The following is a 23,587-nucleotide window of genomic DNA, read 5'->3' on the forward strand; positions in this document are numbered from 1 at the left end:
ATCCCCTCTTTCATGTTTTTTGTATACAAATAATTTACATCATACTAACCTACTATAAAACTTGTAGCGAGAAAGACAAATAAATTATACGAAATATGAGCTAACATTGGTACTGTCAAATCTTTGGTCTTTTCGTAACTCCAAGCATATAAACAACCATTTACAAAGTAAGGGAAGAAAAACCAGTCAAAATGAACCGCTGCAAAGATACCGTTAGCAATGATAATCGCTGTTGTTCGATTGATCTGCTCCAACAATTTCTCTAATCCAAGTGGCAAAATCTTTCTAAATAAAAATTCTTCTATCACAGGAGCAACTAATACAGGTATCAATACATATAAGAGATTAATTTCTATCTTTTGATTTACATTCGCTACATTTCCAGTTCCAATTGATAGACTCGCCTTTATGTATGAAAATAGCAAACTGGACAAAATCGCTAGTCCAGTTGCTATTAACACCCATTTACCTTTTTGCAAAACAGCTTTCATATTCACTTTTTCTTCTCCCCTCACCTACTATGATTCCTGATTATTTTTTTGTGTCTTTACATAAAAAGTTCTTTACTAACAAGACTGATAATTACTACATTTTTAAATGAGTAAAGAATATTTTTATTCAGCAAAGTGTTACTTTTGAATAAAGTTTGATTAAATATAGTACTCAAGCCCACATTTTGTAACAAATAAATAGAAGCCATTTTGAAAAAAGATTAATCAAAAGGCTTCTTCATTTTTTCATACAGATTATGTTTTTATAAAAAATTTGATCAAAACATATTTAGAATTCTTTAAATAAAAAGAAACAGCATCACTATAAACAGTATGTCTTTATTCCAAAATCACAGAACTGTTAATGTATATTAAAAAGTAAATTTGTAAAAGTTTCTCCCATTTCTGTATCGTTTTTTGAAAACACATCATGTTTCTCAGTCAACAGTTGTCTTAAAATATCATCTAACTTTTGCGAAATATCAACTAGTTGTAGCTCTTCACCTTTAAGCTGTTGTCCATGTACCACCAAAGAACGATAGTCATAAGCTTTTTTAATAAGTTTAAATAATTCTTTTTTAGATTCACCAGTTGTACCCAACATCAATGCAACTCGTTCTGCAATTTTATGGTTAACTTCAGATGTTCCAATGGTAAATAAGCATTCTAATGCATTACAATAACCAACTATTTTCATTGGCAAAATACAGCTTGTTCTTGCCATAAGGGTGAAATAAAAAGCCCTTTCTAATCGGTTTGAGCCTTTATTCTTAAATAGATGATCCGAATCAGGATTCTTACCCCCAAAGTGTTTTTCATCATATCCATCGATTGAAAAAGGAGTAAAATCACGTGCTGCTGATTGAATTTCACTCTTTGTAAAATTTGATTCCTTATCTTCACACGTGGAGTGATAATATATTTCTGACAGTGATGCTTTGTAAGATAAACCGTCTTCAAATTTATTATGATATGCAAGTAAAAATCCATCTCTTACATAAATATTGTTATCTTTGACTTTCCATAAGTCATAAATAAAACTTTGGGCTAGTCTTAGATAATAAAAAGTGTACTTTACTCCTATTTCATCCATTTCAGCTTCCGTCTTGATAGAATCAGATACTACATCTATGTATAAATATGTTGCATCATTAAATTCCCGTAGTGAATGAACTCCAGCTGTACTCTTCATTAATTGTGTATTTAGTATTTTCGTTCTCTCTTCTGAACCATTTGTAATTCTTGCTCCTGGGAATAGTTCTATTCCTCTATTAAGCACAGTTTCTAATTTTAAGTTGAAAAGTGGTGCTATAAATCTATACTTCATCTGAGAACTCCTTTCGGCGAATAAGAATGGGTTTTGTTGTCGCAATTAATTTTGTAGTTCTTTAGAAAATCAAGCTACTTAAAGCGTAACAAAATGTTGAATTTTAGTCATGGAATTTGTACTTAATCACATGAATACTAAATTAAATTGTTGGTTTGGAATAAAGTTTGATCAAAAATGTTTTGCAAATCCTTATTTAGTGAGAACCAAAAAGAAACCATTTTGAAAAAAGATTAATCAAAATGGTTTCTTTTCTTTTTGGATGAACTTTCCGTTTTATAAAAAAGTTTGATTAAAACTCACCTAGAATTCCTTAAAGGAGGGAACTCCCTACTTAATTAATCTAATTGACATTTCTTCAATAGACTAGCCTTTGCAGCCTTTAATCCAGCTTCTTTCTCTAGTAGCAAATGAATTTGACTACCAATAGTTCCCTTTCGTTGTGGAGAAGCTTCCTTTAAATCTTCTCCTAGAGCGTTAATATCAAGTTCAATCACTTTCAATTCGTGTTCTATTTCTAATAGACGTTTTCTGCATAAAAAAGGTGGGTTCGACCGAGGTATTGTACTAATACAGTCCTTCGCAAAAGGACTCTTCCTGGCTTTTTCGCATTGTTGACGGTTTATTTCCGGTGGGATTGCATTTACATCTCTGTACATCAAATTGTCTACCAATGTATCATGTACTATGTCAGAAGTATCAAAAGATGGACTAGGATTTATAGCTAGCTGAGTGTTAGGGTCATAAAACAAAACATGCCCAAATTCGTGTGCTAAAACAAATCTTGAATTAATAAAACCGCTGTTTCCGGATATAAATTTGAATGGTCTTGCGTCATTCGTAAGTATGACGCATATTGCTTTGTGTCTAATACCGGTGATATCAAATGAACCCCCACACCCATTTTCTCCTTCTTGAAACCTACTTCCACCAACATAAAATACAGGAATTGACCAATAATCTTGCCACCCTAAATTCATCTGGTAATTTTCCATTAACGCTTTAAACTTATCAGGCTGATTCGTTTGACAAACAATCTCTCTATCCTTAAATTCAAGAGAATTATCTGTAATAGTAATGATATTATCTAAATGAAAATAAATATTACAGGTTGACCAAATTTCATTGGCAGCCTCGATATCATTCTCAATTCTATTACCACTCACATCAGCCCCTGGAGCTACAAACGCTACTATTTTAACGCATAAAGGTCTCATAATCATATCCTTCCCTTATATATTATTTACCTATAGTATTTGCATAATGGATTAGCGATATGTTAGCATTCAAAGATTTTAACACCTTCTATTATCTTTCAACAAATAAAAAAAAACCTTCAACATACATAGAAAGTGCTTTCTCTTGTATCTCTCTCGAAGCGTAAGTGATGATAAGTTTATCATATTTGTTATTGTTGTAATTTTATAAAAAATATCGGTCGTTACACTTGCCCGTTTGCGTAACAAGAAAAAACGCAGTGTAAATAATTACAATTCATCTTTTGTATAAACGGTTAAACTTTTTTCAAAACAGTACGACTTTCTTATAAACAGTACATCTTTGTTTCAAACAGACATAAATATATTTTAATTAATACATGGAATCCCTTATTATGGGCTTTAAAATTTACAAGTACAAGTATACTTGCAAGCAAATTATATTCTACAAAGACCACCTATAATATAGTAAGTGGTCTCGCAATCTTTAAAGAGATAGGAAATTACGGCTCATGTTTTTTGCAAACGGTTAAACTTTATTTCAAAGCCACACAAAGTACTACTTATTCTTTATATAAAATTGGATTGTATATAACTTCATATAATCGAATTGCTTCTCGTATTGATTTCGCTTGAAACAAACTATATTGATCCACGTCATGATTTTTAAAATAATTTGGAGTCACCTGATTATTTCCATCAATTAGCATATCTACATAATAGCCATCCCAGTCTTTGAAGCAATAAACCCTTGTGCTTTCAATAGTAGCTATTTCAATTAAATACCAGTTTGAAAGGTCAAAGCCCTCTCCTTTAAAACATTCTATGACATGTTTTAAATCATGGTTTGCGCTCCCTATATTTACACTTATATCACCATTTTCAATGCTTTTTAAATTAATTTTTACAAACATGCTAACCCTCATTTCCATCATTGTATTTTTGAATAAGTAAAGAACTATTTTATCTATTTACATTTTGCTGCAAATTCAAGTTCTAACCTACCTGATTGCGATAATTTCAAATACCCGTCAAACTCTTTCCCTGATTTACCTTTCATCTTCTTAATTAAACCTGTTTTCTTGCCTTCTAATAGTTTCTTTGCATTTGCTTCCGAAATTTTCTTAGTTAAATATTCCCCTGACATTGAGAATTTACATCCTTCCTTATAACCACTGCACCCATAGAATGTTTTGCGATTCACGACATCTTTCCCACATTTCGGACATTTACCAACTGTATCTTTCGCTTTCATCTCTTGAATTTTATTATCTATTTTCATCTCACCAATAGATTCTGTAGCCCCTTCAATTAGATCCTTAATAAATTCGCTAGTTTGACTAACAAATATATCCTTAGAACCTTGTTTTTTACCGATTTTCCGCAAATAACCTTCCCATTTCGCTGTCAGTTCAGGTTTCGCTAACATCGTTCCCTGAACTGATTCACAAAGGATTTCTCCTTTTGGTGTAACACTCACTTTATTCCGCTTCACTTCTATATACTCTTGTTTTTTCAGCGTTTCTATAATACCAGCACGAGTTGCTTCTGTACCCAGTCCCTCTACTTCTTTAAGAATAATTTTACTTTCCTCATCTTCTACTGAAGAACCACACGTTTTCATCATGGTAATCAATTGACCTTCTGTATATGGTTTAGGTGGCGTAGTCACACCTTCTTTTGATTTTACTAACCCCTGGACAAATTCGCCTTGTTTAACTACGGGTAAAAGAGATACTTTCTCTTGATCGTCCTCTTCCTCAATTTTATCCGTCACATACAACTCTTTCCATCCTAAGGATTTTTCTGCTTTTCCTTTTGTTGTGAACAACAGACCGTTCAAATCACTTGTTATTACTGTTTCTTCATACATATAAGGCGCATGGAACATGCTTAATACACTCTTTAACACTTCCATATATAACTTTCTTTGTTTATCAGGTAATCTTTCGATTGTTTCTCTTGATGGTACATTTTTAGTTAATACAATTGCATAGTGTTCCTGTACTTTCTTATTATCAACATAGCGCTTATTTGCAGTTAATGAATGCGGTTGGAAACTCACACCTGCAATGTATTGATAACCACTCAAATTATTCTTTAAATACTCAAATTCCCCTTCTGTAATGTAATTGCAGTCTGTACGGGGATATGTTACTAATTTCGCTTCATATAATTCCTGAATCCCTTTTAAAACGTCAGCTGGTGAATACTTATATTTTTTGTTGGCCAAAGCCTGTATAGAAGAAAGTGAGAATAATTTTGGTGCTTCTTGTTGTTTTGGTTTTACTTCTACAGACTTAATCATGCCTTGTTGACTGTTATTTTCAGAAAGACTATGTTGCTGCAGCAAGTTCATTAATTCTACTTTAGTAGCAAATCTCTCTTTATAACGCCCCATATATAAACCGTTTGGAGAAGTAAATTGTGCTTCTAATTCAAAGAAAGGCGTTGGCTTAAAGTTTTTAATTTCCTGTTGTCGCTTATTTATTAAGCATAATACGGGCGTTTGGCATCTCCCCACACTGTAGACCCCTTGAATGCCTTTCTTACGTAAAAGGAGCGTATATAGTCTACTAGCATTCATCCCAACAACCCAGTCACTAAGTTGACGTGCTTGCGCTTCCTCAAACATACTTTCAAAATCTTCTCCAGGTTTTAAGTTTTGAAATCCTTTTTTAATTTCATCTACTTCCAAGCTATTGATCCATAAGCGCTTAATCTTTTTACGTGTACATCCTGCTTCTTGGATTATCAACCTTGCAATTGCTTCCCCTTCTCTGTCGATATCTGTCGAAATTTGTATTATTTCAGCTTCCTTCATTAATTTCTTTATAATATTAAATTGTTTTTTCTTATCCGCCGACACTTTATATTCATAGCGTGAAGGTAAAATTGGCAATTGTGACAAATCCCATTTTTCCCATTCCTTTTTATAATCTTGAGGGGATTTCAATTCTACTAGATGCCCATAAGCCCAAGTGATATTTCCTCCACTTGGTAATAAAGAACAAGGTGGAACATAAAAGTGACCCTCTCTCTTTTCAACTTTTGGGAATGCTTCAGAATACGCTTTCGCTTGATTCGGTTTCTCTGCTAGGATTAATACGGACATGTTTTTAACTTCCTCTCACTTTAAAATTTTATATACAAAAAGGAGCAGCATGGACTATGCTACTCCTGAAAATATCGTGAACATGTGTATTTGTGTATTTGTGTATTTGTGTATTTGTGTATTTGTGTATTTGTGTACATTTACACATTTAACTTAAAAGCGACATATCGCTATGTTGTCTTTTTATCTCTCACGCCCCATTTTTTGGCGCATATATGCTAGCCTTCTTGCTTGTTCTCTTTGTTTATCTTGAATCTCTTCTTGATCTTGTAATTTAGATTTCTCTTTGCTCTCTTCATTACCTTGCAGCTCTATTTTTTCTTTAGCTTTTCCTTTTGAATTTTTCTGCTCTTTCACTAATCCAAGTTCTTCATTAAAGTTCAACAGAGTAGAATTTTTAAATTTACCTATTTTATGAGCTACCCCTTGCTTTTCTTTACGAATATAATCCTTTAAATATGAACCAAATCCATTCTTAATCGTTTCATAATTATCTCTGATGTAGTTATACTGCTCTCTATCTAAATGTGTCCGATTCTTTATGTAAGAACTATCAGGAAGTATCAGCGCATGAGAGTAATCAATCCCTGCATTGGCTGATTTACTAGAAGGTGCATGAAATCCATTAGGATGATTCAGATTTGATCTTAATGGTAATAAAAAATCTTTATCTTCTACCCTAACTTTCACATATACATAAGGTCTTTTCACTTGTTTTGGAACGTTATTTTCGTCCAGCATATTTTGAAAATGACTATTTTCTTCAAAGTATTTTCTATTTAAATGTACAACATCTATTTTATTAGTCATTGTGATTTTCCCCTTCAACAAAAAAAGGCAACCATATTGGTTGCCTTTAAACTTTAAAGCATTAAATTTAATCATCGTTCTTTTCATTTGTATCATTGCGGAGGTGAACGAGTAAGAACTCCGCTGAATATGTGCCTGTTCTTTTCATTTATGTCATTGCGGAGGTGAATCAGAAAAGAACTCCGCTCAATTTCTATATTTATTATAGACTATTCTTATTTAAATATCAATAATACTTTTGGTATATTTTTCTTTTTATACTTATCATCTTTCTATACCCATTTGTTGTAAGTAAGCAGTTCGTCTTCCTTGTTCTTCTAGTTTGGCTACACGTTTACATTCATCATTCCAATCCCATTTCTGCCCTTTCTCCGGTGTTTTAGGAAATTCAGGTTTAAATGCAACAATGCTTCCATCATTTTTCTCGTATCGAAAATGTATTAATCTCTCTACAAACGATTTACCTGCTTGATCATTATCTACACACAAGGAAAGACTGTCAGGAACATCACCAATTCGCTCTTGGCTTTTCATATAGTAGTTAAATATCACTTGTGGTTTAAGTCCCTCCATACTTACCAAATGTGTATCTTTAAGATCCTGTTTATGTAGTGATGCATAACTCAACAAATCAATTGATGATTCAAAAAACTTTAAATTTCGAGGTTCACCATTTAGTACATTAAAGCCGTAGTTTGCTGTAGAGTTTTTTTGGATATTTTTCCACGCTCCACGTTTGTATTTATCTGATTTAACCACGCCTTGCTCTGATCCACCCATTACCGCTCCCGTTTCACGATCTTTCCATAAAAACAATACATTATTGTACTTATCTTGCTTAATCAAGCCTTTATTATGCAATGCATCTACTACTTGAGGATCAATTTTCCTATCATTCACCAAGTATTCTTTTGCTCGGTCAAAATGAGATACCTCTTTATTAGAAAAATGTTCATAGTCATAAGGTTCACTTACGTATTTCACTTCTGAAGCCTTCTCATAATCTTTTTCTCCTTCAAGTAAACGTTGCATAGCTCCTGGGAAGGATGCTCCTTCTACTTCCTGAACGAAATTAATAACATTACCATTAACACCTCTACTGTTCCAGTAGAATTGATTTTTCTTTCTATCAATGATTAGGCTGTCATGATCTACAAGACGATAATAACGCTCGCTGTCGCTCTTTACAGGAATATCATTTTGCATACAATAATCAACAATATCAAGTGCTGCGGCTTTTTCAATATCTTCTTTTGTGTATTTTTTTGTATTTTTCGTTTGATTTTCCATAGCGATTCCTCCAATAAAAAAAGACCTTGTATCATTCACAAGGTCTTTTCCGAATTTATTTTCTGTTATGCCTGCTCTAAAGCATTTCTTAATTCATCTACAGTAATTGCTGTCTTAGACTAAACATCACCTCCTTTTCTGTTCTAATGAATAAATTTCACCACTCAATCAAATAATGATTTAAAAGCTCCCAATATTTCTGAAGTACCAAGTTGAAAGCTTGCTATTCCATAAGAATAAAGCTCATATATAACTACAATCGTGCTTATCATTAAAATTAACTTCTCCGCTATACCGTTATAGCTGTAATAAAAGACATTAAAACCGCTTTGGAAATTTTTATTTGATACTGGCAGCAGCCACTTAATTCCTTTTTTAGAGAAACTATCTTCCACCAAATGCAGAAAATAACCAGCAAATATGCACATACCGTTCGTAAATGATAAAGGTGTCATTCCTACTGCAAATAAAATAGGAATCAGCACAAGCACTAATCCAAATAGCGAATGTGTGATTCCCCTATGACCAAATACCGTATTCATAAGATCTGATACTCCACGAGTTCTTCGGCCGATCCATGAATGTTGTTCGTCTATATCAGGCAATAAAGCCCCAAAACTAACCGCTATAACATTTCCAACCGTAAGGTTGCCTGTCGAAGCTAAAACAGGCAGAGCAACCGCTAGGCTCGTTGTAAGGTGAGTTTTATACTTCATTTGTACTTACACCCCTTTCATTAGTTAATAATCTCGACCATTCATTTGTCGCATCATATGTTGTCTTCTTGCCTGTTCCCTGTCCTGGGATACATGTGTATGCTCTTCATGATGGACTGTATCTTTTCCAATATGCCGTTTCCCAGCACTAGGGTTGATTTTTGCTTCTTTTACCTGCATAGCGCCATATCCTTTCTTCACTGATCCAACTGTCTTAGCAGATTCCATCTGATACACCTCTTCTTCAATTTCACTTTCGCACTCATCTGTAATCCCTTCTAATGGATTAAAACGAAGGTCACCATCTTGATATGTCTTCTCCTCGATATATTGAATCGGTGCAATTCGTTTTTCTTCAACATTTTCATAGCCAATCGTTGTAAAATACACATTTCCGTTTTCAATATCTTTTGGATCTATTTTTTCAGGTACAATATAACCCTGACCTTCTTTATAAAATACTTCTTCATCTTGCTGTAATGGTTTACCTGTCATTTCACAATAGACCACTTCATTTTCATCAATAGGATAAAGCCCTTGATACTCAACATCACCCTGCATTGTTTCTTTATGCGCTTCACTAATAGAGTGATTTATCTGATTTACCGCCTCAAATACTGAATGATTAAAATCAAAATCAGCGCCACTATCTTTTATATATTCAGAAACGCACTCCACTTTCATATTCTGTTGTCGATCTACTGAAACTTTTGCAATAGCTATGTCATAAAATTCTGCTTTAGTAAGATCCGCTTCATAATATGGTTCTAGTGTATTTGTAATCCCTTCTAACTCCTGTTTTTCTTCTTTCGTTCCAAATATATTAACAATCTTGTGCATTTCTCCTAAACTCAAGCGCATGTTAGGATGAATAGCTTCTATAACACGATGGTCTTCAGATAATTGAATTTCATATTCTTCCCAATGCTTTTCTAAATCGATTCCTATTTTTTCATCAATCTCCTGGTTCGTTTTTTGCTGAATGTCTGTTACTACTTCAAAGTTTTCCATTATTTCCTCTTCTCCTTGGCGATTAGAATTTCAAATTAAAAAGAACACCGGTGAAGGTGTCCTTTTATCTCTCCATTTGCTGCATATATGCCAAATGTGCTTTTTTTCTAGCTTCCTGCTTATCAATTTTAGTTGTTTCTTCATTTATTTCTGTTTCTTTAGATGAAAAATGGTCAACCTTATCCTGTTGATTCTCACCAATTACAGTAGGATTTACTGCTCTTGATATTTCAGGATTAGATTGACCACTTGTTTGTTCATATTCATTTATTTCTTGCTGCAATGCTTGTTTTACTTCATCCGATAAATTTCTTTTTTCATTCAATATTTGTTCATGAGGAGACTTGTATCCCCCATCACCTAAATCTAATCGATCCATTGTAATGACTTCCATTCGATTGAAATCTTTATCCATTTCTTTTGGAAGAATTAAATGATAGCGAGTTTTTTCAAAAGGAACATATTCACCTTTTGCTTGTTCAGATTCAACATCGATTTCCGCAATTCGTTTACTCATCATTGCGTTCGCTTCACCAAAAGGAATCGCTTTATTTGTTTCCAAATCAGCTTCAGACCATTGAATAACAACCATAGGTTTCTTAATTTCATTATGATCTAACGCAATCAAGTTTTGCTGATTCAATTTATTAAACCCTTCAATAAATTTTTTATCATTTAATTCTTGAGCATTTTCTACATTATTATAAGACTTATCTCTACCTGCTCTGTCACGCAAATCACTTACAGTAACAATTTCCTCTTCAGTACTCGTTAAAGCGCCATAGCGCACTAAATATACATCTTTCACCTCACCTTTACTTTGCTCCATATTCTTTTCCAGCTCCCTTTGTAATTCCGAAATTTTCTTATCAATCGTATTAATAAAACTACTTGCTGTCTCATGGACACGCATGATAGATTTATCTTTCTCTTCTATGTTCTGTCCATTTTCTGTCCATAGCGCTATGTAAGGAACGGCTGCTTCGCTCGTATCCATACCATAGTGCTTGCACACAATATAAGATGTTAATTCCGCTTCAAACTCTTTAGTAGGCGTATGCTCTAAAGGATCAATCTTATTACCATGCAACTTTGCATGTGCTAATTCATGTATAGCAACAGACAACTCATTCGTCTCAGTGTTCCTTGTATTCATCACAATTTGAGAAAAAGATGAACCCACAACTTGGACATATGCACCATGTACATTTCCTAATTCTTTCACCAATGCACCTTGTCCCATTGTTTCAATTTTAATATTCTCTTTCTCAGCTAATGCCTGGATACCAATCTTTAATAGCTCTTTATTTTCTTCATTCACTTCAAAATCAAATTGGCGATTCGGGAATATTTTCGGCAAGTCTTCAGGTTTTGCATTTGTTTGAGAAATATCAAACGCTGTAGCTTTCAAGTAATAATTTGTTTGCTTTTCTACTTTTAGCTCTCCATTTTTCACTTGTTTCTTTTGTTCTGCTGTTAACTTTGCTAAAGGAATCGCTAATTTTGTTTTTGGATCTCTCACGTATTCTTTTACATAAGGGTGAAAAACTTTCATTGCTGTTTCACCCTTATTCACATGAAATCCAGCATCTTTAAAAGCTTTAAAATTCGCACATGCATAAGCACTCTCAAATTGCGATCTAATTAACTGCATGTTTTTTGGAGAATAATTACTGAACTTCGCCATAAAATCCGCTAACTCTAACATATCCTCCGGGGATTTATAATACTTAGTAATATCAGTAAGAACCTTGTCCATAATTTCTTGCGTTTCTTCTTTTATTTGCTCTTTTGTCTTAGGTGTATATTTCTTTTTGGTGTAGGTCATTAGCAAATCACACCTCGTTCTTCATCATAATCAACATAAGGAAGACTTCCATGTTCTACTGCTTCATTTAATGATTGTACATAGGCTGCCGCCTCTTCTTCAGAAACATTTACAATAATTTTTTTATTAAATAAGTATTTTTTTAGATGAATCTCATTCTTTACTTGATCCACATGAACAATCATATATAAATTTTTTTGAGACATTTTATACACTACCTTTCTATTATTACAGCGCTAATTTAAAATATATCTTTTCGTAAGTTTGTTTCCCTTTATTCCAGGATAAATTCCAATCCTCTAATGATCCCGAATAAACTTCTTTAAATTTCACTATTGGACTCTCCATAAATCCCTCAATTGCAATTCCAAAACCTTTGTTATAAGTAGTTTCACCCTCATGTTTTTTCCACAATTCAAATTCTGTAATTTTGTATTTCTTAGCAAAATCAATAACCGTTTCCAGTATCCAATTTTCATTTTCGTCTTCAGGTATTATTTTTTCAAAATCAACTTCGAAACAATCACCATAATCATCTTCTCTTGTAAGAAAGTGAGTCTCACCTTTCTGTATGTACTCTTCTATTAACCTTCTATTTTCTTCATTCCGACTAAATCTCACGCTTGAAACAATTGAGTAATATATTTTTTTATCCACTTTTAAACCTCCCTTTCTAACTCTTTTGATTCATAGATTACACCCGAATCACTTTTCAAGTTATTCCAATATCCTTTTTCTTTATTTAAATGTAATTCTTTGAATCTCCGAAATTGCATCCACATTTTTTCTGGGATATTAAATTCTTTATTTTTCAAGGTATGAACTAGTTCCTCAAATACCAATAATCTAGAGTAGGACTTAATACATCTATCCCAATCTTTTTTAAATATTTTTTTATCATTTCCACCTGGTGCTTCAATTCCATGATTGTTAAATAAATAATGAAAATTTGTATATAACACTGCAATTTTTTGCACAAACTCTGCTTTTAATTCGAGATCTAGCACTTTACATAAATCATAGCAAACTGGAATTACTTCTTTAAATTCAAACCACTCATCCTCAACAAACTCTAGCCATTCTATAAATTTAGGGATTTCTTTTCCTGTATAAATCCACTCCGTTGTTACACCTCCTATACACGCAAGCTGCTCAACGATTTCTCTTGACGGTATGCTCAAACCTCTTATCCATGAATTCACTGTTCCTTTAGGAATAGGTAAACCTTCTTTATTTTTAAGTATTCTTCCTAATTCGGTATAGCTTAAAGGAGGAGTAGAAGAATTTTTTATTTGTTCAATTCGTTTACCAATCGATTTTTTATCTAACATTCATTACTCACCAACTTTATTTTATCTACCCCAAAAAATTTTAATTTCTCTTCAATTTCATTATCTTTTTTCTCATAATGTTGTTTACTTTGCACTATCCACTTTTTAGCGTTTGGATCGCAAAGTTGATTTGCTTTATCAAGTTTATAAATAAGTTCTTCTACCTCCTTAATGGGTAGTGTTATCTCTATATCTGAAGAAAGAAAATCATGATCGATAGCAATAGCTAAGACTGTATCATCATTTCCCCAACCACCCTCACTGAAAAAATATGGTGACCACTCTATTACAGATAACAAAGTTAATAAATAATATTTATCAACGGAATTCCCGTTATGTAACGGAAAACTTATACAATCCGATTTCAAAAGAGCTTTCATAACTATCCGTTGTCCATTATTTAACATTGGGATTTCTCGGTTTTTAAGGTATTCCAAACGATCTTCTACATCCGATATAAATAAATTTTCTTTTTCTATTTTTTCTCTATTTATACCTAACCTTTTAAACATTTCATTAAAATTCATTTCTCCATTTAGATATAACTCCAAATTCTCAACTGATAAAACTTTACTTAATATACCTTCCGAAACACTCTCTCCTTCTATTATTATTTCGTTAGAATATAAAAGGTATCTCGGTCTATCACTTACCGACAAGTCCATATTTAAATCTCTAACTACTTGTACAAAGTTCATAAAAATCACCCCGAATTTTATTTCTAAATAAAAAAACAGATGTAGTAATTACATCTGTTTTTCAAAATCAATAATCCATTTCTTGTTGTCTCGCAATACGTTGTTGCACAAGCTCATACTCTCTTTCAGCACGCCATTTCGTTAAATCATCATTCAATGCTGCTTCCATATTCCGAACATCTTTCTTACGTATTAACGGTGGTTTGTACTTAGAGTATTTACTATACTCTCTTCTTTTTTCTGAACGCCCCCTTTCATATTTCTTTTTTATCTGTTCATTTTTTTGCTGAAATTGATACAATGGATTCTCTTCATATGGTTTCTTTTTCTTCAATTCTTTTAGTAAGGAATTACCCATACGTTTATACATATCTTTCATTTGATTCTTAGTATAATCTTTATCTTCTCGTTCTGATTCCCCATATAAACCTTTTTGGAAACTAGATTCTTTTTCTACTGCTTCTTTATATTCTTTAAATAGTGGATTATCTTTCATTATCAATCCTGTTAATTCATCAATTTTATTTCTAGTTTCTTTCGGCATCTTTTTACTGCCATATGTCCAATCTTTTTTATTACTAGGCAATCCATCGTATATCTCTTGTAATAAAACAACCTCTCTATTTTGCTTCTTCTCTTTCGACTGTTGAAACTCTTCTTTTATTTCTTGTACTAACTCATTTCTTAAATTTGAGATTCGACTTAATTCACTTGTGCGATCTACTAGAGCATTTGCAAAGGTAGTTTTCATGTGATCTAACGTACTTTGTTTTCGTTTTCCCTTCGGTTCATAATACGTTTTCCCGTCCACATCTTTTGTTACTAACTTCCTTCGATTCTCTTTTTCCACAGTACCAAAATGAATATGAATATGATCTGTATTCCGATGAATCGATGCAAACCAAAATCCATTACTTTCTTCAATTTGTTCATCTTTAAATAGCTGCTCCATCATTTTCTGACTCGCATTTCGAATACGATTTTCATCTAAAGTATCTGTTTTCGGATCATACAATTTTTGCTTAATTAAAAAATCTGTATCAAAAGAGACAACATCCTGGTAGTAAACACTTCCTTTATTTTGTGCCTTTCCAACTAGCTCTTTTATTTCTGTTAAATCATTTTGTGTAATTACATTTTTATTTTTTGAAAAAACACCAGGTAAAATTTCTTTCACTTCTTTTTCTAATCCCCAATTATTTTCATTTCGATTAGGGGATAAATCCTCAATATGTTTATTTAGTAGATTCATTTCTTCTTTTTCTGTTTTGTTGATTTTCTTTTTACTTTCTAGTGCATACTTTCTTCCCATGTAACTAACATACTTTTCAAAATCACTTGTTGTATTAAAGCTATCAGGAGAAGTTAAAAGTACTTGTGCTTCTGCTTCTTTTTTAGAAATTTCTTCTCTACCCTTGCTTGAATATGTACCTCCAATTTTCATATCAAAAGAATCAATTGCATTTTCAAGGCGATTTAACTCCTGTAGCTCTGTACTTGTTAAAGTGTGTCCATCCTTTAATAGCGCCTTCTTTCTCGTACAATAATCAATGTAAGTTGTGAAACTTTGTTGTTTAGGAATTGTATATTGTGACGTTAAAATAATACCTGGTGACTTCCCCATAATTCGTTACCCCTTTTTATCATTCCAATTCTTTAAGTCTATGTTCAGGTATTTGTTCCCACTCTATTTCTTCATTAATAAACTTTCCAAATCTATAAATCTTCTTGTAAGGCTTATCGTTTATCAGCAATATTTCTTCTTTATCCGTAACCATAGGCAATTTTTTTTCAAAATCTTCTTTTACTGTAGCTCCTTTTCTAGATTCCAGCGGATCACGTTTTGAAGTTCGTGAGAACTTCGCTTCCGCTTTTCTTGTAACGGATGATGCAATTTCATTTTTCACTTCCTGCTGCATATCTTCTATACTTAAATCACTACCTAATCGTGAAAGCAGTTCTATATTTAATTTAATTAATACATCATTTTGTGTTTGCATTGCTTTCATTGATTGCACTATTTTTTTATTATCTTCTTTTAAAACTGATAGATCATCTACTCCTTTCCCTTTTCTCATTTTTTCATCCAGCAGCACAATCCCATGCCGTAAGGCATCCGCTTCAGTTGAATACTCAGGATACTGCTTCATAAAATCTTTAACTATGTTCTTGTGGATTGTATTCCCACGAAAACGAAACGTTTCCTCAAAAGCTATCCTAGACATTCCTCAACCAACTCCTATCCATTCTGTCCTATTACCTTAATTAATTCATTTGTAGCATCTATATATTCTTGTAGCTTATCTTCTTGCCTTTCCAAAGAAACAGAGACATTGTTAACAGCTTCATCAAATTTATCTTCTTTATTTCTTTTATATTCTCCATCGAAATGTTCTCTAAAAATTTCATTAATATACTCCCAACGATAGTAACGTCTTCCAAGTCTCTTACTTATTTGCTTACATCTTTTATCAATTTCCTTTACATAATACGGATCAGCATTCCGAACATGAATTTCCATATTTTCACCTACTTCATTTCCCTTTCCTGCCTAACAATTCGTAATTTCCAATCCTGTAGATCGTTTATATCTTCTGCAAATCAGATATAAACTCTATTTAAATCAAAGAAGAAAAAAAGAGCATAAGGAAACCCTATCCCACTTTGAGGACAAAGTGGTGAAATAGGCTGTGCCTATTGGGTTTCTAAAGCTCTCTAACTGGGATGTCAAAATCGCCCTTGTGGGGCGTTTTGAGTACTCTTAACATCTATTTGTAGGTCTCTTTGAGACCTTTGTAGTACGTTTTGTGTCCGTTTAAAATGCACCACTTTATATTGTTTTTTTCTTTTCATTCAACAACTCAATTTTCTTTTCTTTCATTTTAATTTCTTCTTTAAATTCATCCATTGCCTTTTGATGATTTTTCATTGCTGACTCATTTGAGTTCATTGTATTTTTTGTTTTAAGTTTTTCAGCTTCAGTTTGGTACTCCATTTCTTTTGTTAATTTATCATTTTTTATTTTTAATTGTTTAATAGCAGACACTTTATCATCAATTTTTTGTTGCATTTCTTTAATTTCTTTTCTTATAGATTTTTGTGAGAATGCAAGATATTCTTTTTCGTAGAAGTCCTGTGATTCCTCCTTTAGATCCTTATTAATTAGTTTTCCCTTCTCTAAAATATAGGTTTTTAAACTTCTATCTTTTATATCATCTGCATCAGATTGTAATTCAGGATGAATGTATTCAGGCTTAACAGTAGATGAAACTACACCGAATTCTTCAGGTATATTCTCACTAATTACAACAATATAGTTATCACTCGCACGATAAATTTTTGTTTTTACATCATTTTCTTTTTGTTTAATGTATTTATTCTCTACTTTGTATTTCATGTTACTAAGAATTTGAGAGTCATTATCTGACTTTAATTCATAATCAATTCGCAACGTTTTATTTGTAGGATTGTATTCTTTTTTCACAACCGAGATCTTCACCATCGATGATAGGCTTTGATATTCTCCAGATTTCATTTCCTCAAACTTATATGTTGCTCCGCTGAAAGCAGGCGAAATACACAGTACAAAAAACATTGCTACAAAACTCCCCAGGGTTAACATATATGCTCTTCTTTTTGCATTTGCGGGTTTTCTTTCTTCTTTTTTTTCTCCAAATTTTAAACGCATACCGCTGCTCCTTTCTTTTTAAATAATTTCACTTGTACGCTTACTTCCTCATGAATATTTTCTAATTTATAGTTCGTATACTTCTTTTTCCCTCTATGATCCATGCCATATTCACGAACAATTAGCCAATCAAATTTAATACCAGGATTATAATCAAACCAATCAATTACTATTTCTTGATAATCATTTTTCCTCTTCCATAACTTAATAACTATATATTTTCCTTCTTTCGAATAATCATGATTCGGTTTCAATTCACTCAAAAGCATGACATATACCCCTTTCTTTTAGACTATTAGATTATGATTTAATAGAACAAAGTAAATCCCCTGCATTATGTTTCCTTTCATACAGGGGTTCTTTCATTTTTTATTTTGAAGCTTATCTACTTAATCGGTACGGACTATAATCCACTACTCTAATTTCATTTCCTTGCTTCTCTAATGTAATTCTTATTAAACTTTTAATCTTAGTTTGCTTGTTTTCTAGCCCTTCAATCGTGTAATCTACATCAATTAAAACACTGCATTTTTTTGAAATGTCTCCATTTGAATCAACAAATAGAGCGGTTTGGTTAATAGTAGATTTAAAGTTTGGATCACCTATATCCTCTGTTTCAGGAGCTACCATATCTACAACTTTTTTATCTGTCATTTTTAATAAGTTGTCTCTTCTCTCGTTCTTATTTTTTACGGAGTAATTCAAATACGCTTGAATAAATTGTTTAGACACCTCTTTATATTGATTTTGCAAATCTATTAAAGGATTCGCATTTTCTTTATTAGAATCAGTAGCATTCGTATCATTTTTCAAATTGACTTGTTCCATTTTCGTTTTCAACTCACCAATTGTTTTATCTTTTTTGGCAATATCAACTTGATATTTTTTATCTTTCTTATCAAACTCTTTCATTGCGTTATAAGTTAGAACCCCATTAAATACAAGTGATACACTTAATATTCCAGTTAAAATTTTCGATGCCATATTCATTTATTTTGCACTCCATTTCTTTTTTTATCTTGGTACTCTTCTAATTCCTGCAAAATGTTGTTGCCAATATGATGAGGTGAATTGATGATGCCCAATACCACTACTATTTGAATCGTACATTGTATTTGCATCGATATAGATTCCAACATGGCTAACATGATTCGGCCCACCATATGTACCTCTAAAGAAAACTAAATCACCAGGTTGTGCATCTTTTGGATCAACTGCTACTGTAAAATCATATTGAGTTGCAGCGGATATCGGAATCGTAATCCCTGCTGACTTATACGCCCAATATGTTAAACCGCTACAATCAAATCCTTGTGAAGCATTCTTACCACCCCAAACATAAGGCCCACCGTTATACTTTAAAACTTCATTCATCATCGTTTTATAAGTTTCAGAACCATTTACAGGTGTAGTTACGTTATCAAAACTCAAATACTGTTTTACCATTTCGGCATAATAAAAGTTACCGCCATTGATATAGCGATAACCACCATTGTATGCAACCGCAACAGGTTGACTATATCCGATTGTTGTTCCATTTTTATTACCACCAGCAGGTGCAACAACTGTTAAAGAATAATTATCAGCAGTTTGTATGGAATGTGTTTTATTATTTGCTGCTAACCAATGTACATAATTACGCCCAAAGTTATATGTTTGTACAATGGCTAACAAATCATTAATTCCTAATGTTTTTGCATCATCAAATGCGCCCTTTAAATGCATAACACCATAATAAATAGAATCTTTCGGGTTAGAAATTGTATTCATTTTCCAACCTTGTGATTCGGAGGATTGCATAATATCCGGTAATTTTTCTGAGATACCATTACTTTCTACCATAATGATTGCTAACACATAGGGAACTAACTCAGGTACTCCTTGAGCTGCACATTCTTTCTCAACCATCTCTTTCCAGCGCATTACTTCTGGTGGTAAATTCTGCACTGATGCAGTACCACTTATACCGCCACTAGAAGTACCTGTTGAGCTTGTCCCTCCTCCTAAAATCGCCATGCCTATAATAAATATCACCATTACTGCCGCAAAAATTGCTATTCCTGTAGAGCCACTAAACAAACCCACCAGCCATTTTAATCTCTTAACTTTTTTATATTTTTCTATTAACGTTTCTTGTGTAGCTGCCATATTACTGACCACCTTTAAAACGTTCTAATTGTTTTTCATCAGGATCAAACATCACATTGTATGTCTCAGTTGAACTAACCTGTACAATTGCTTCCCCTCGTTTTAATTCAGGTAAAATTCGAAATTCTGATTCTGTTAAACTCTCTCCTAAAACACTTTTTAAAGTTTCTAGTACAGAGTTATCCATATTTAAAAATATCTTATATTGAGTTAATTCAAAGATCGCTTTCATATCTGAAACATCCACATTGCTTCCTGGCGGTGGTAACATTTCTTGTGGTGATTGTGTTGCAAAGAATATTCCTGCAACGAACTTACGCATTTCCCTTTCAAATTCCAAAACATAATTATTAGCAAATTTATTTCGAGAATTTATAACGTTATGGCACTCATCTAAAATCACCATAAAATATATAATGTCTTCAATTGGCAAATTCTTTTCTTCACGTAGATATTTCATTCTACGCCCATTTTTTAATGCATGACTCCAAATCAAAGTTAATGCGGTGAATAACTGACAGTTAAAAATTGGTCTGTCTAGTTTTGATATACCATCTATATCAAAGAATACAATTTGCTCATCTTCAAAATTTTGAAGAGTTGTATGTCCATTAAACATATCTCCATACACGTGAACCATATCATATACTTGCATTTTAAGAGTCTCTAAATCTCTATAGCGTTGTGGAGTTGCTCCTTTTTCTAATTCAACCTTATCCAAATGTACAAGAAATTCTTCCATAATAGGATAACTAGTTGGTGGTAAACTTGTTACTTTAAACGGTTTATTAGTTCCAGGCTCAGGGATCAATTTGCACTTAATATAGAACTCTAAAAGATGCTTACGAAACTCTTGTATAATCGTTTCAGCTACATCAACATTTAAGAAACGAAGCATATTTGTAAGTTTTGATAAGTGCTGTAAGAATGAACCTCTTTCATCAACTGCACCTGTATTAGTAATTTTTGTTGCAAATACTTCTAGGGGATTTATCATCCCTGTTTCCACACCATCTTCACCCTGCGCCCCACTTAAATCAATTATCTTACCACCTTGTTGTTGAACAATCGTGTAATAATCTCGTGCTTTATCAAAACCACGGATAAAACAATCCTTTCCAAGTAAGCCCTCTAACAATTGTTTTAGTAATGTAGATTTACCTGCACCCATCTTCCCAAACACAAAACCACTAAATGATGTTCTAGTACCTGTAGAGAAAAATGGATCTAAAATAAAAGCTCCGCCAGTACTTGTTTGCCCTAAATATATCCCTCTTGGATCTTTTAAATCTTGATGATGGAACGGTATACCATAACCAATATTCTCTGAAGGCAGCGGATTACCACTTTTTGTTCCTAAGTATTCTACTTGCTGATCATAACTTGCAAACAATGTTTGCCATTCTTCTTTTTGTTTAAAAACATATACTTGCGCTTTATAGTTTTGACCTGCAATCTCTTTTTTCAAATCACCAATTCTTTTCTCTAATTGTTCTAACACTGGATCATAAATAAAGATTCGTATTTTTACAAGCTTAACAATTTCACCTTGTTGCGTTATAGAACGTGCAAACAACTTTAAATTCTCTAACTCCCAATTCGCATCGTCACGATCGGTAGACCGACGTTCTGATGTCATACGATCTTTTAATTCACTGATAGAACGGTTAATATCTCTAACAACTTCTTCTTTATTGGCAGTCGCTACGTCAAAACTTGATAGCGTATCTTTATTATTCATAAGTGTTGTCAGCCATAATGGAGGAATATCTTCCGCCAGGGAATACACATTTAAACAGGCTACATAGCAATCTCCTTGAGCTATATATCTTTCATTAAATTTAATGCCCCCTTGTGGCTGCACCCTCTGAATAAATTCTAAATCGTAACCCTCACTACGATATTTTTGTTGTTCTTTTTTCCCTATTTTCACCATTGGTATCACTCCTTCTACAATTCCGAATTCATGTTTTGCAGCTTAAATATTAACTTTTCAACTTCCTTTGACTTCATGTTTTGCAAATCAAATTGACGACCGCCATAGCGCTTCATATCTTTTACGTTCTTTACTAACTCTTTTTCATTTTTTCCATACACGACAATGAAGAAGGCTAATTCTTTTAAATTCTTTTCTACCCAAAGCACTCGATTTAGATTTTCAACTGCCAACGAATACCGCTGATACCATACTCGCTCTTCTTCTTTTGTCACCCCCTCTCTATTCATCCTCCCTTGAAACCGTACCGCCATACGTTTCCAATAAACTTGTTGTTCGGTTGTTTCAGTAGAATATGTCAAAGATAAAACTTTAAATGGCTCATGATAAACCCTACATAAACTAGTTAATTGGTTCATAAATCGTTTTAAATCTCCCTCATTCATTGAAAGCAAATCCGTTGTTTTTACCTTTAAGTAGACTTGCAAATTGTCTCTACGATCTACTAAAACCCCAGTTTTTCTCTCAAGTCGTTTATAAGGTGCTACATCAACTATTGATGCATCTGTATTTTTAAAGGATGCAAAAATTGTTGAGATAAAACTTTGGTTTTCATTACTTTGTTCTGAATCCATTCGTCTCTTTCGATTCATTTTCTTGGGTTCAGTTACTGCAACTTTCATATTCATCTTTCCTTTCATTAGATATAAAAAAGAGAGTGCTATATAAGCACTCTCTGTCGATTTTATTTCTTCTCCGTTTCACTACTGATTGTATTCACTTCAATTGGGTGATAATTTCTATTATCCATCTTTAGCATATCTAAAATAACCATCGCATTTCTGTTTGTAGGACTGTTATGAGGTTTTATACACAAGAACAACCCAAATGTACCAAATAACACATAAAACATGATTCTTCCAAATCCACCAACTGGAAATAGATTCGGCATATAACTTGCTAAGATCAACAATATGCCAATTATTCCTGCATCAATGATGTAGAAAAAAGCTATTTTAATTTCTTGCTTTGTATTCTTAGGATTACGCATCATTTCCATTATCGATCACCTTCTTTTTCAATTACTTAGCATATCTATTAGAAACTCTTTCATTAATACTCACCTTTTAATTTGTAAAAGCTTCACTTTTTAACAACCTCATTTTTTTTATTAATATTTCTCCCTAAAAAATCCTTATCAATATACTCAGCACTCATCACTGTAACCCACTCGGGCTCTTTTTTCTTCTTCCGTTTTAGCAATCTAAAAATCTGTTTAAAAAAAGTCACAATCATGCTTAACACAATCGCAACTCCTAACATGCAGATAGCAAATAACCAATTACTCATTTTATTATTCCTTCTGCTTTCCTTGTATTTCCGAACACCCTTGTACCAATTTATTATTTGAATACAGATTAAAAGAAAAATATATTAGAAGAAAAAAAGCAACAATGTAATGATATAGCTGACTTAATTCAAAACTAATTTGAAAGACCAATATATTAGCAGCAATTACAAAACCAGCCAAAATTATTAAGATACTACATTTCGATTCTCGTTGTTTCATTTCCAAATATAGTTTTCTTTTACCTGCAACATCAATTATTCTCACTAATAATCCCTCCGATCTTATTTTTGATCCAATCTACTTGTACGGTTTCTAGCGCTTCCTCTCTGCCTTAATCCTGACCCCCTTCTTTCCTTCACGTTATCTTGAACATTTACATCACGTTGGACTGTCGTAGAGTTTGCTCTTACATCGCTATTTACTGTCCCACTACCTTTTACATTATCTTGGACATTTACATCACGTTGGACTGTTGTAGAGTTCGCTCTTACATCACTATTTATTGTTCCATTTCCCTTTACATTATCTTGGACATTCACTTCACGTTGGACTGTTGTAGAGTTCGCTCTCGTATTACTGTTTACTGTTCCATTTTCTTTTACATTGTCCTGGACATTCACTTCACGCTGA

Annotated in this window: 26 protein-coding genes and 1 pseudogene; all 27 read right to left on the minus strand. The window is 32.8% G+C overall.

The genetic code is table 11. From position 1 onward, the window contains the following. Window positions 1-44 precede the first annotated feature (44 nt). Window positions 45-497, minus strand: coding sequence for a CPBP family intramembrane glutamic endopeptidase (locus CER22_RS24945; RefSeq protein WP_142293554.1), 453 nt, complete (start codon window positions 495-497; stop codon window positions 45-47). A 355-nt stretch (window positions 498-852) separates the two neighbouring features. Further along, a complete protein-coding gene (locus tag CER22_RS24950; RefSeq protein ID WP_088609859.1) occupies window positions 853-1,818 on the minus strand; it encodes a HEPN domain-containing protein in 966 nt (321 codons plus the stop codon). 338 nt (window positions 1,819-2,156) lie between these two features. Beyond that, on the minus strand, window positions 2,157-3,035 hold the full coding sequence (locus tag CER22_RS24955) for a hypothetical protein (RefSeq protein ID WP_142293555.1): 879 nt from the start codon (window positions 3,033-3,035) through the stop codon (window positions 2,157-2,159). Window positions 3,036-3,598: 563 nt separating this feature from the next. After that, on the minus strand, window positions 3,599-3,949 hold the full coding sequence (locus CER22_RS24960) for a hypothetical protein (protein WP_088609861.1): 351 nt from the start codon (window positions 3,947-3,949) through the stop codon (window positions 3,599-3,601). A gap of 53 nt (window positions 3,950-4,002) precedes the next feature. Further along, window positions 4,003-6,150: a type IA DNA topoisomerase gene (locus CER22_RS24965; protein WP_088609862.1), complete on the minus strand. Its 2,148-nt coding sequence runs from the start codon at window positions 6,148-6,150 to the stop codon at window positions 4,003-4,005. Window positions 6,151-6,333: 183 nt separating this feature from the next. Then, entirely contained in the window at window positions 6,334-6,960 is a 627-nt protein-coding gene (gene tenpIN / locus CER22_RS24970) for a type III toxin-antitoxin system TenpIN family toxin (RefSeq protein ID WP_088609863.1), read from the minus strand. Between the two features lie 264 nt (window positions 6,961-7,224). Continuing rightward, window positions 7,225-8,250, minus strand: a complete 1,026-nt coding sequence (locus CER22_RS24975) for a DUF3991 and TOPRIM domain-containing protein (protein ID WP_088609864.1) — start codon at window positions 8,248-8,250, stop codon at window positions 7,225-7,227. A 164-nt stretch (window positions 8,251-8,414) separates the two neighbouring features. After that, window positions 8,415-8,966, minus strand: coding sequence for a metal-dependent hydrolase (locus tag CER22_RS24980; RefSeq protein WP_088609865.1), 552 nt, complete (start codon window positions 8,964-8,966; stop codon window positions 8,415-8,417). A 24-nt stretch (window positions 8,967-8,990) separates the two neighbouring features. Beyond that, the gene (locus tag CER22_RS24985; protein ID WP_088609866.1) at window positions 8,991-9,977 is read right to left on the minus strand and encodes a hypothetical protein; all 987 of its coding nucleotides are present in this window, start codon (window positions 9,975-9,977) and stop codon (window positions 8,991-8,993) included. A 64-nt stretch (window positions 9,978-10,041) separates the two neighbouring features. Further along, window positions 10,042-11,805: an LPD25 domain-containing protein gene (locus CER22_RS24990; protein WP_142293556.1), complete on the minus strand. Its 1,764-nt coding sequence runs from the start codon at window positions 11,803-11,805 to the stop codon at window positions 10,042-10,044. Then, window positions 11,805-12,011: a DUF5511 family protein gene (locus tag CER22_RS24995; RefSeq protein WP_088609868.1), complete on the minus strand. Its 207-nt coding sequence runs from the start codon at window positions 12,009-12,011 to the stop codon at window positions 11,805-11,807. Before CER22_RS24995 ends, CER22_RS24990 begins: the two co-directional genes overlap by 1 nt. A gap of 22 nt (window positions 12,012-12,033) precedes the next feature. Further along, window positions 12,034-12,462: a DUF5514 family protein gene (locus CER22_RS25000; RefSeq protein ID WP_088609869.1), complete on the minus strand. Its 429-nt coding sequence runs from the start codon at window positions 12,460-12,462 to the stop codon at window positions 12,034-12,036. Between the two features lie 2 nt (window positions 12,463-12,464). Further along, complete coding sequence (locus CER22_RS25005; RefSeq protein ID WP_088609870.1) at window positions 12,465-13,136, minus strand: helix-turn-helix transcriptional regulator; 672 nt, start codon at window positions 13,134-13,136, stop codon at window positions 12,465-12,467. Further along, window positions 13,130-13,834 carry a hypothetical protein gene (locus tag CER22_RS25010; RefSeq protein WP_256943735.1) on the minus strand — a complete coding sequence of 235 codons (705 nt, stop codon included), beginning with the start codon at window positions 13,832-13,834 and terminating at the stop codon, window positions 13,130-13,132. The genes CER22_RS25005 and CER22_RS25010 overlap by 7 nt, the downstream gene beginning before the upstream one ends. A gap of 67 nt (window positions 13,835-13,901) precedes the next feature. Next, window positions 13,902-15,458, minus strand: coding sequence for a MobP2 family relaxase (mobP2, locus tag CER22_RS25015; protein WP_088609871.1), 1,557 nt, complete (start codon window positions 15,456-15,458; stop codon window positions 13,902-13,904). A 19-nt stretch (window positions 15,459-15,477) separates the two neighbouring features. Further along, window positions 15,478-16,059, minus strand: a complete 582-nt coding sequence (locus CER22_RS25020; RefSeq protein ID WP_088609872.1) for a hypothetical protein — start codon at window positions 16,057-16,059, stop codon at window positions 15,478-15,480. A 14-nt stretch (window positions 16,060-16,073) separates the two neighbouring features. Next, the gene (locus CER22_RS25025; protein ID WP_000402460.1) at window positions 16,074-16,355 is read right to left on the minus strand and encodes a hypothetical protein; all 282 of its coding nucleotides are present in this window, start codon (window positions 16,353-16,355) and stop codon (window positions 16,074-16,076) included. 309 nt (window positions 16,356-16,664) lie between these two features. Continuing rightward, window positions 16,665-17,522, minus strand: coding sequence for a hypothetical protein (locus tag CER22_RS25030; protein ID WP_088609873.1), 858 nt, complete (start codon window positions 17,520-17,522; stop codon window positions 16,665-16,667). Further along, complete coding sequence (locus CER22_RS25035) at window positions 17,513-17,791, minus strand: DUF5513 family protein (protein ID WP_000926959.1); 279 nt, start codon at window positions 17,789-17,791, stop codon at window positions 17,513-17,515. Before CER22_RS25035 ends, CER22_RS25030 begins: the two co-directional genes overlap by 10 nt. 112 nt (window positions 17,792-17,903) lie before the next feature. After that, on the minus strand, window positions 17,904-18,512 hold the full coding sequence (locus CER22_RS25040) for a hypothetical protein (protein WP_088609874.1): 609 nt from the start codon (window positions 18,510-18,512) through the stop codon (window positions 17,904-17,906). 24 nt (window positions 18,513-18,536) lie between these two features. After that, entirely contained in the window at window positions 18,537-19,670 is a 1,134-nt protein-coding gene (locus tag CER22_RS25045; RefSeq protein ID WP_088609875.1) for a bifunctional lytic transglycosylase/C40 family peptidase, read from the minus strand. 1 nt (window position 19,671) lies between these two features. After that, window positions 19,672-21,606: a VirB4 family type IV secretion system protein gene (locus CER22_RS25050; protein ID WP_000238715.1), complete on the minus strand. Its 1,935-nt coding sequence runs from the start codon at window positions 21,604-21,606 to the stop codon at window positions 19,672-19,674. 14 nt (window positions 21,607-21,620) lie between these two features. Continuing rightward, entirely contained in the window at window positions 21,621-22,289 is a 669-nt protein-coding gene (locus CER22_RS25055) for a hypothetical protein (RefSeq protein ID WP_142293557.1), read from the minus strand. A 62-nt stretch (window positions 22,290-22,351) separates the two neighbouring features. Further along, on the minus strand, window positions 22,352-22,666 hold the full coding sequence (locus CER22_RS25060; RefSeq protein ID WP_000425699.1) for a hypothetical protein: 315 nt from the start codon (window positions 22,664-22,666) through the stop codon (window positions 22,352-22,354). An 83-nt stretch (window positions 22,667-22,749) separates the two neighbouring features. Next, window positions 22,750-22,956 carry a hypothetical protein gene (locus tag CER22_RS25065; RefSeq protein WP_088609876.1) on the minus strand — a complete coding sequence of 69 codons (207 nt, stop codon included), beginning with the start codon at window positions 22,954-22,956 and terminating at the stop codon, window positions 22,750-22,752. Window positions 22,957-22,960: 4 nt separating this feature from the next. Then, window positions 22,961-23,221: a hypothetical protein gene (locus CER22_RS33800; RefSeq protein ID WP_088609877.1), complete on the minus strand. Its 261-nt coding sequence runs from the start codon at window positions 23,219-23,221 to the stop codon at window positions 22,961-22,963. Between the two features lie 17 nt (window positions 23,222-23,238). Beyond that, window positions 23,239-23,587 (minus strand): annotated as a pseudogene (locus tag CER22_RS25075) (pLS20_p028 family conjugation system transmembrane protein); the annotation flags it as partial.

The sequence above is a fragment of the Bacillus sp. K2I17 genome, from assembly GCF_002209985.1.
In the GTDB taxonomy this organism is placed as follows: Bacteria; Bacillota; Bacilli; order Bacillales; family Bacillaceae_G; genus Bacillus_A; species Bacillus_A wiedmannii.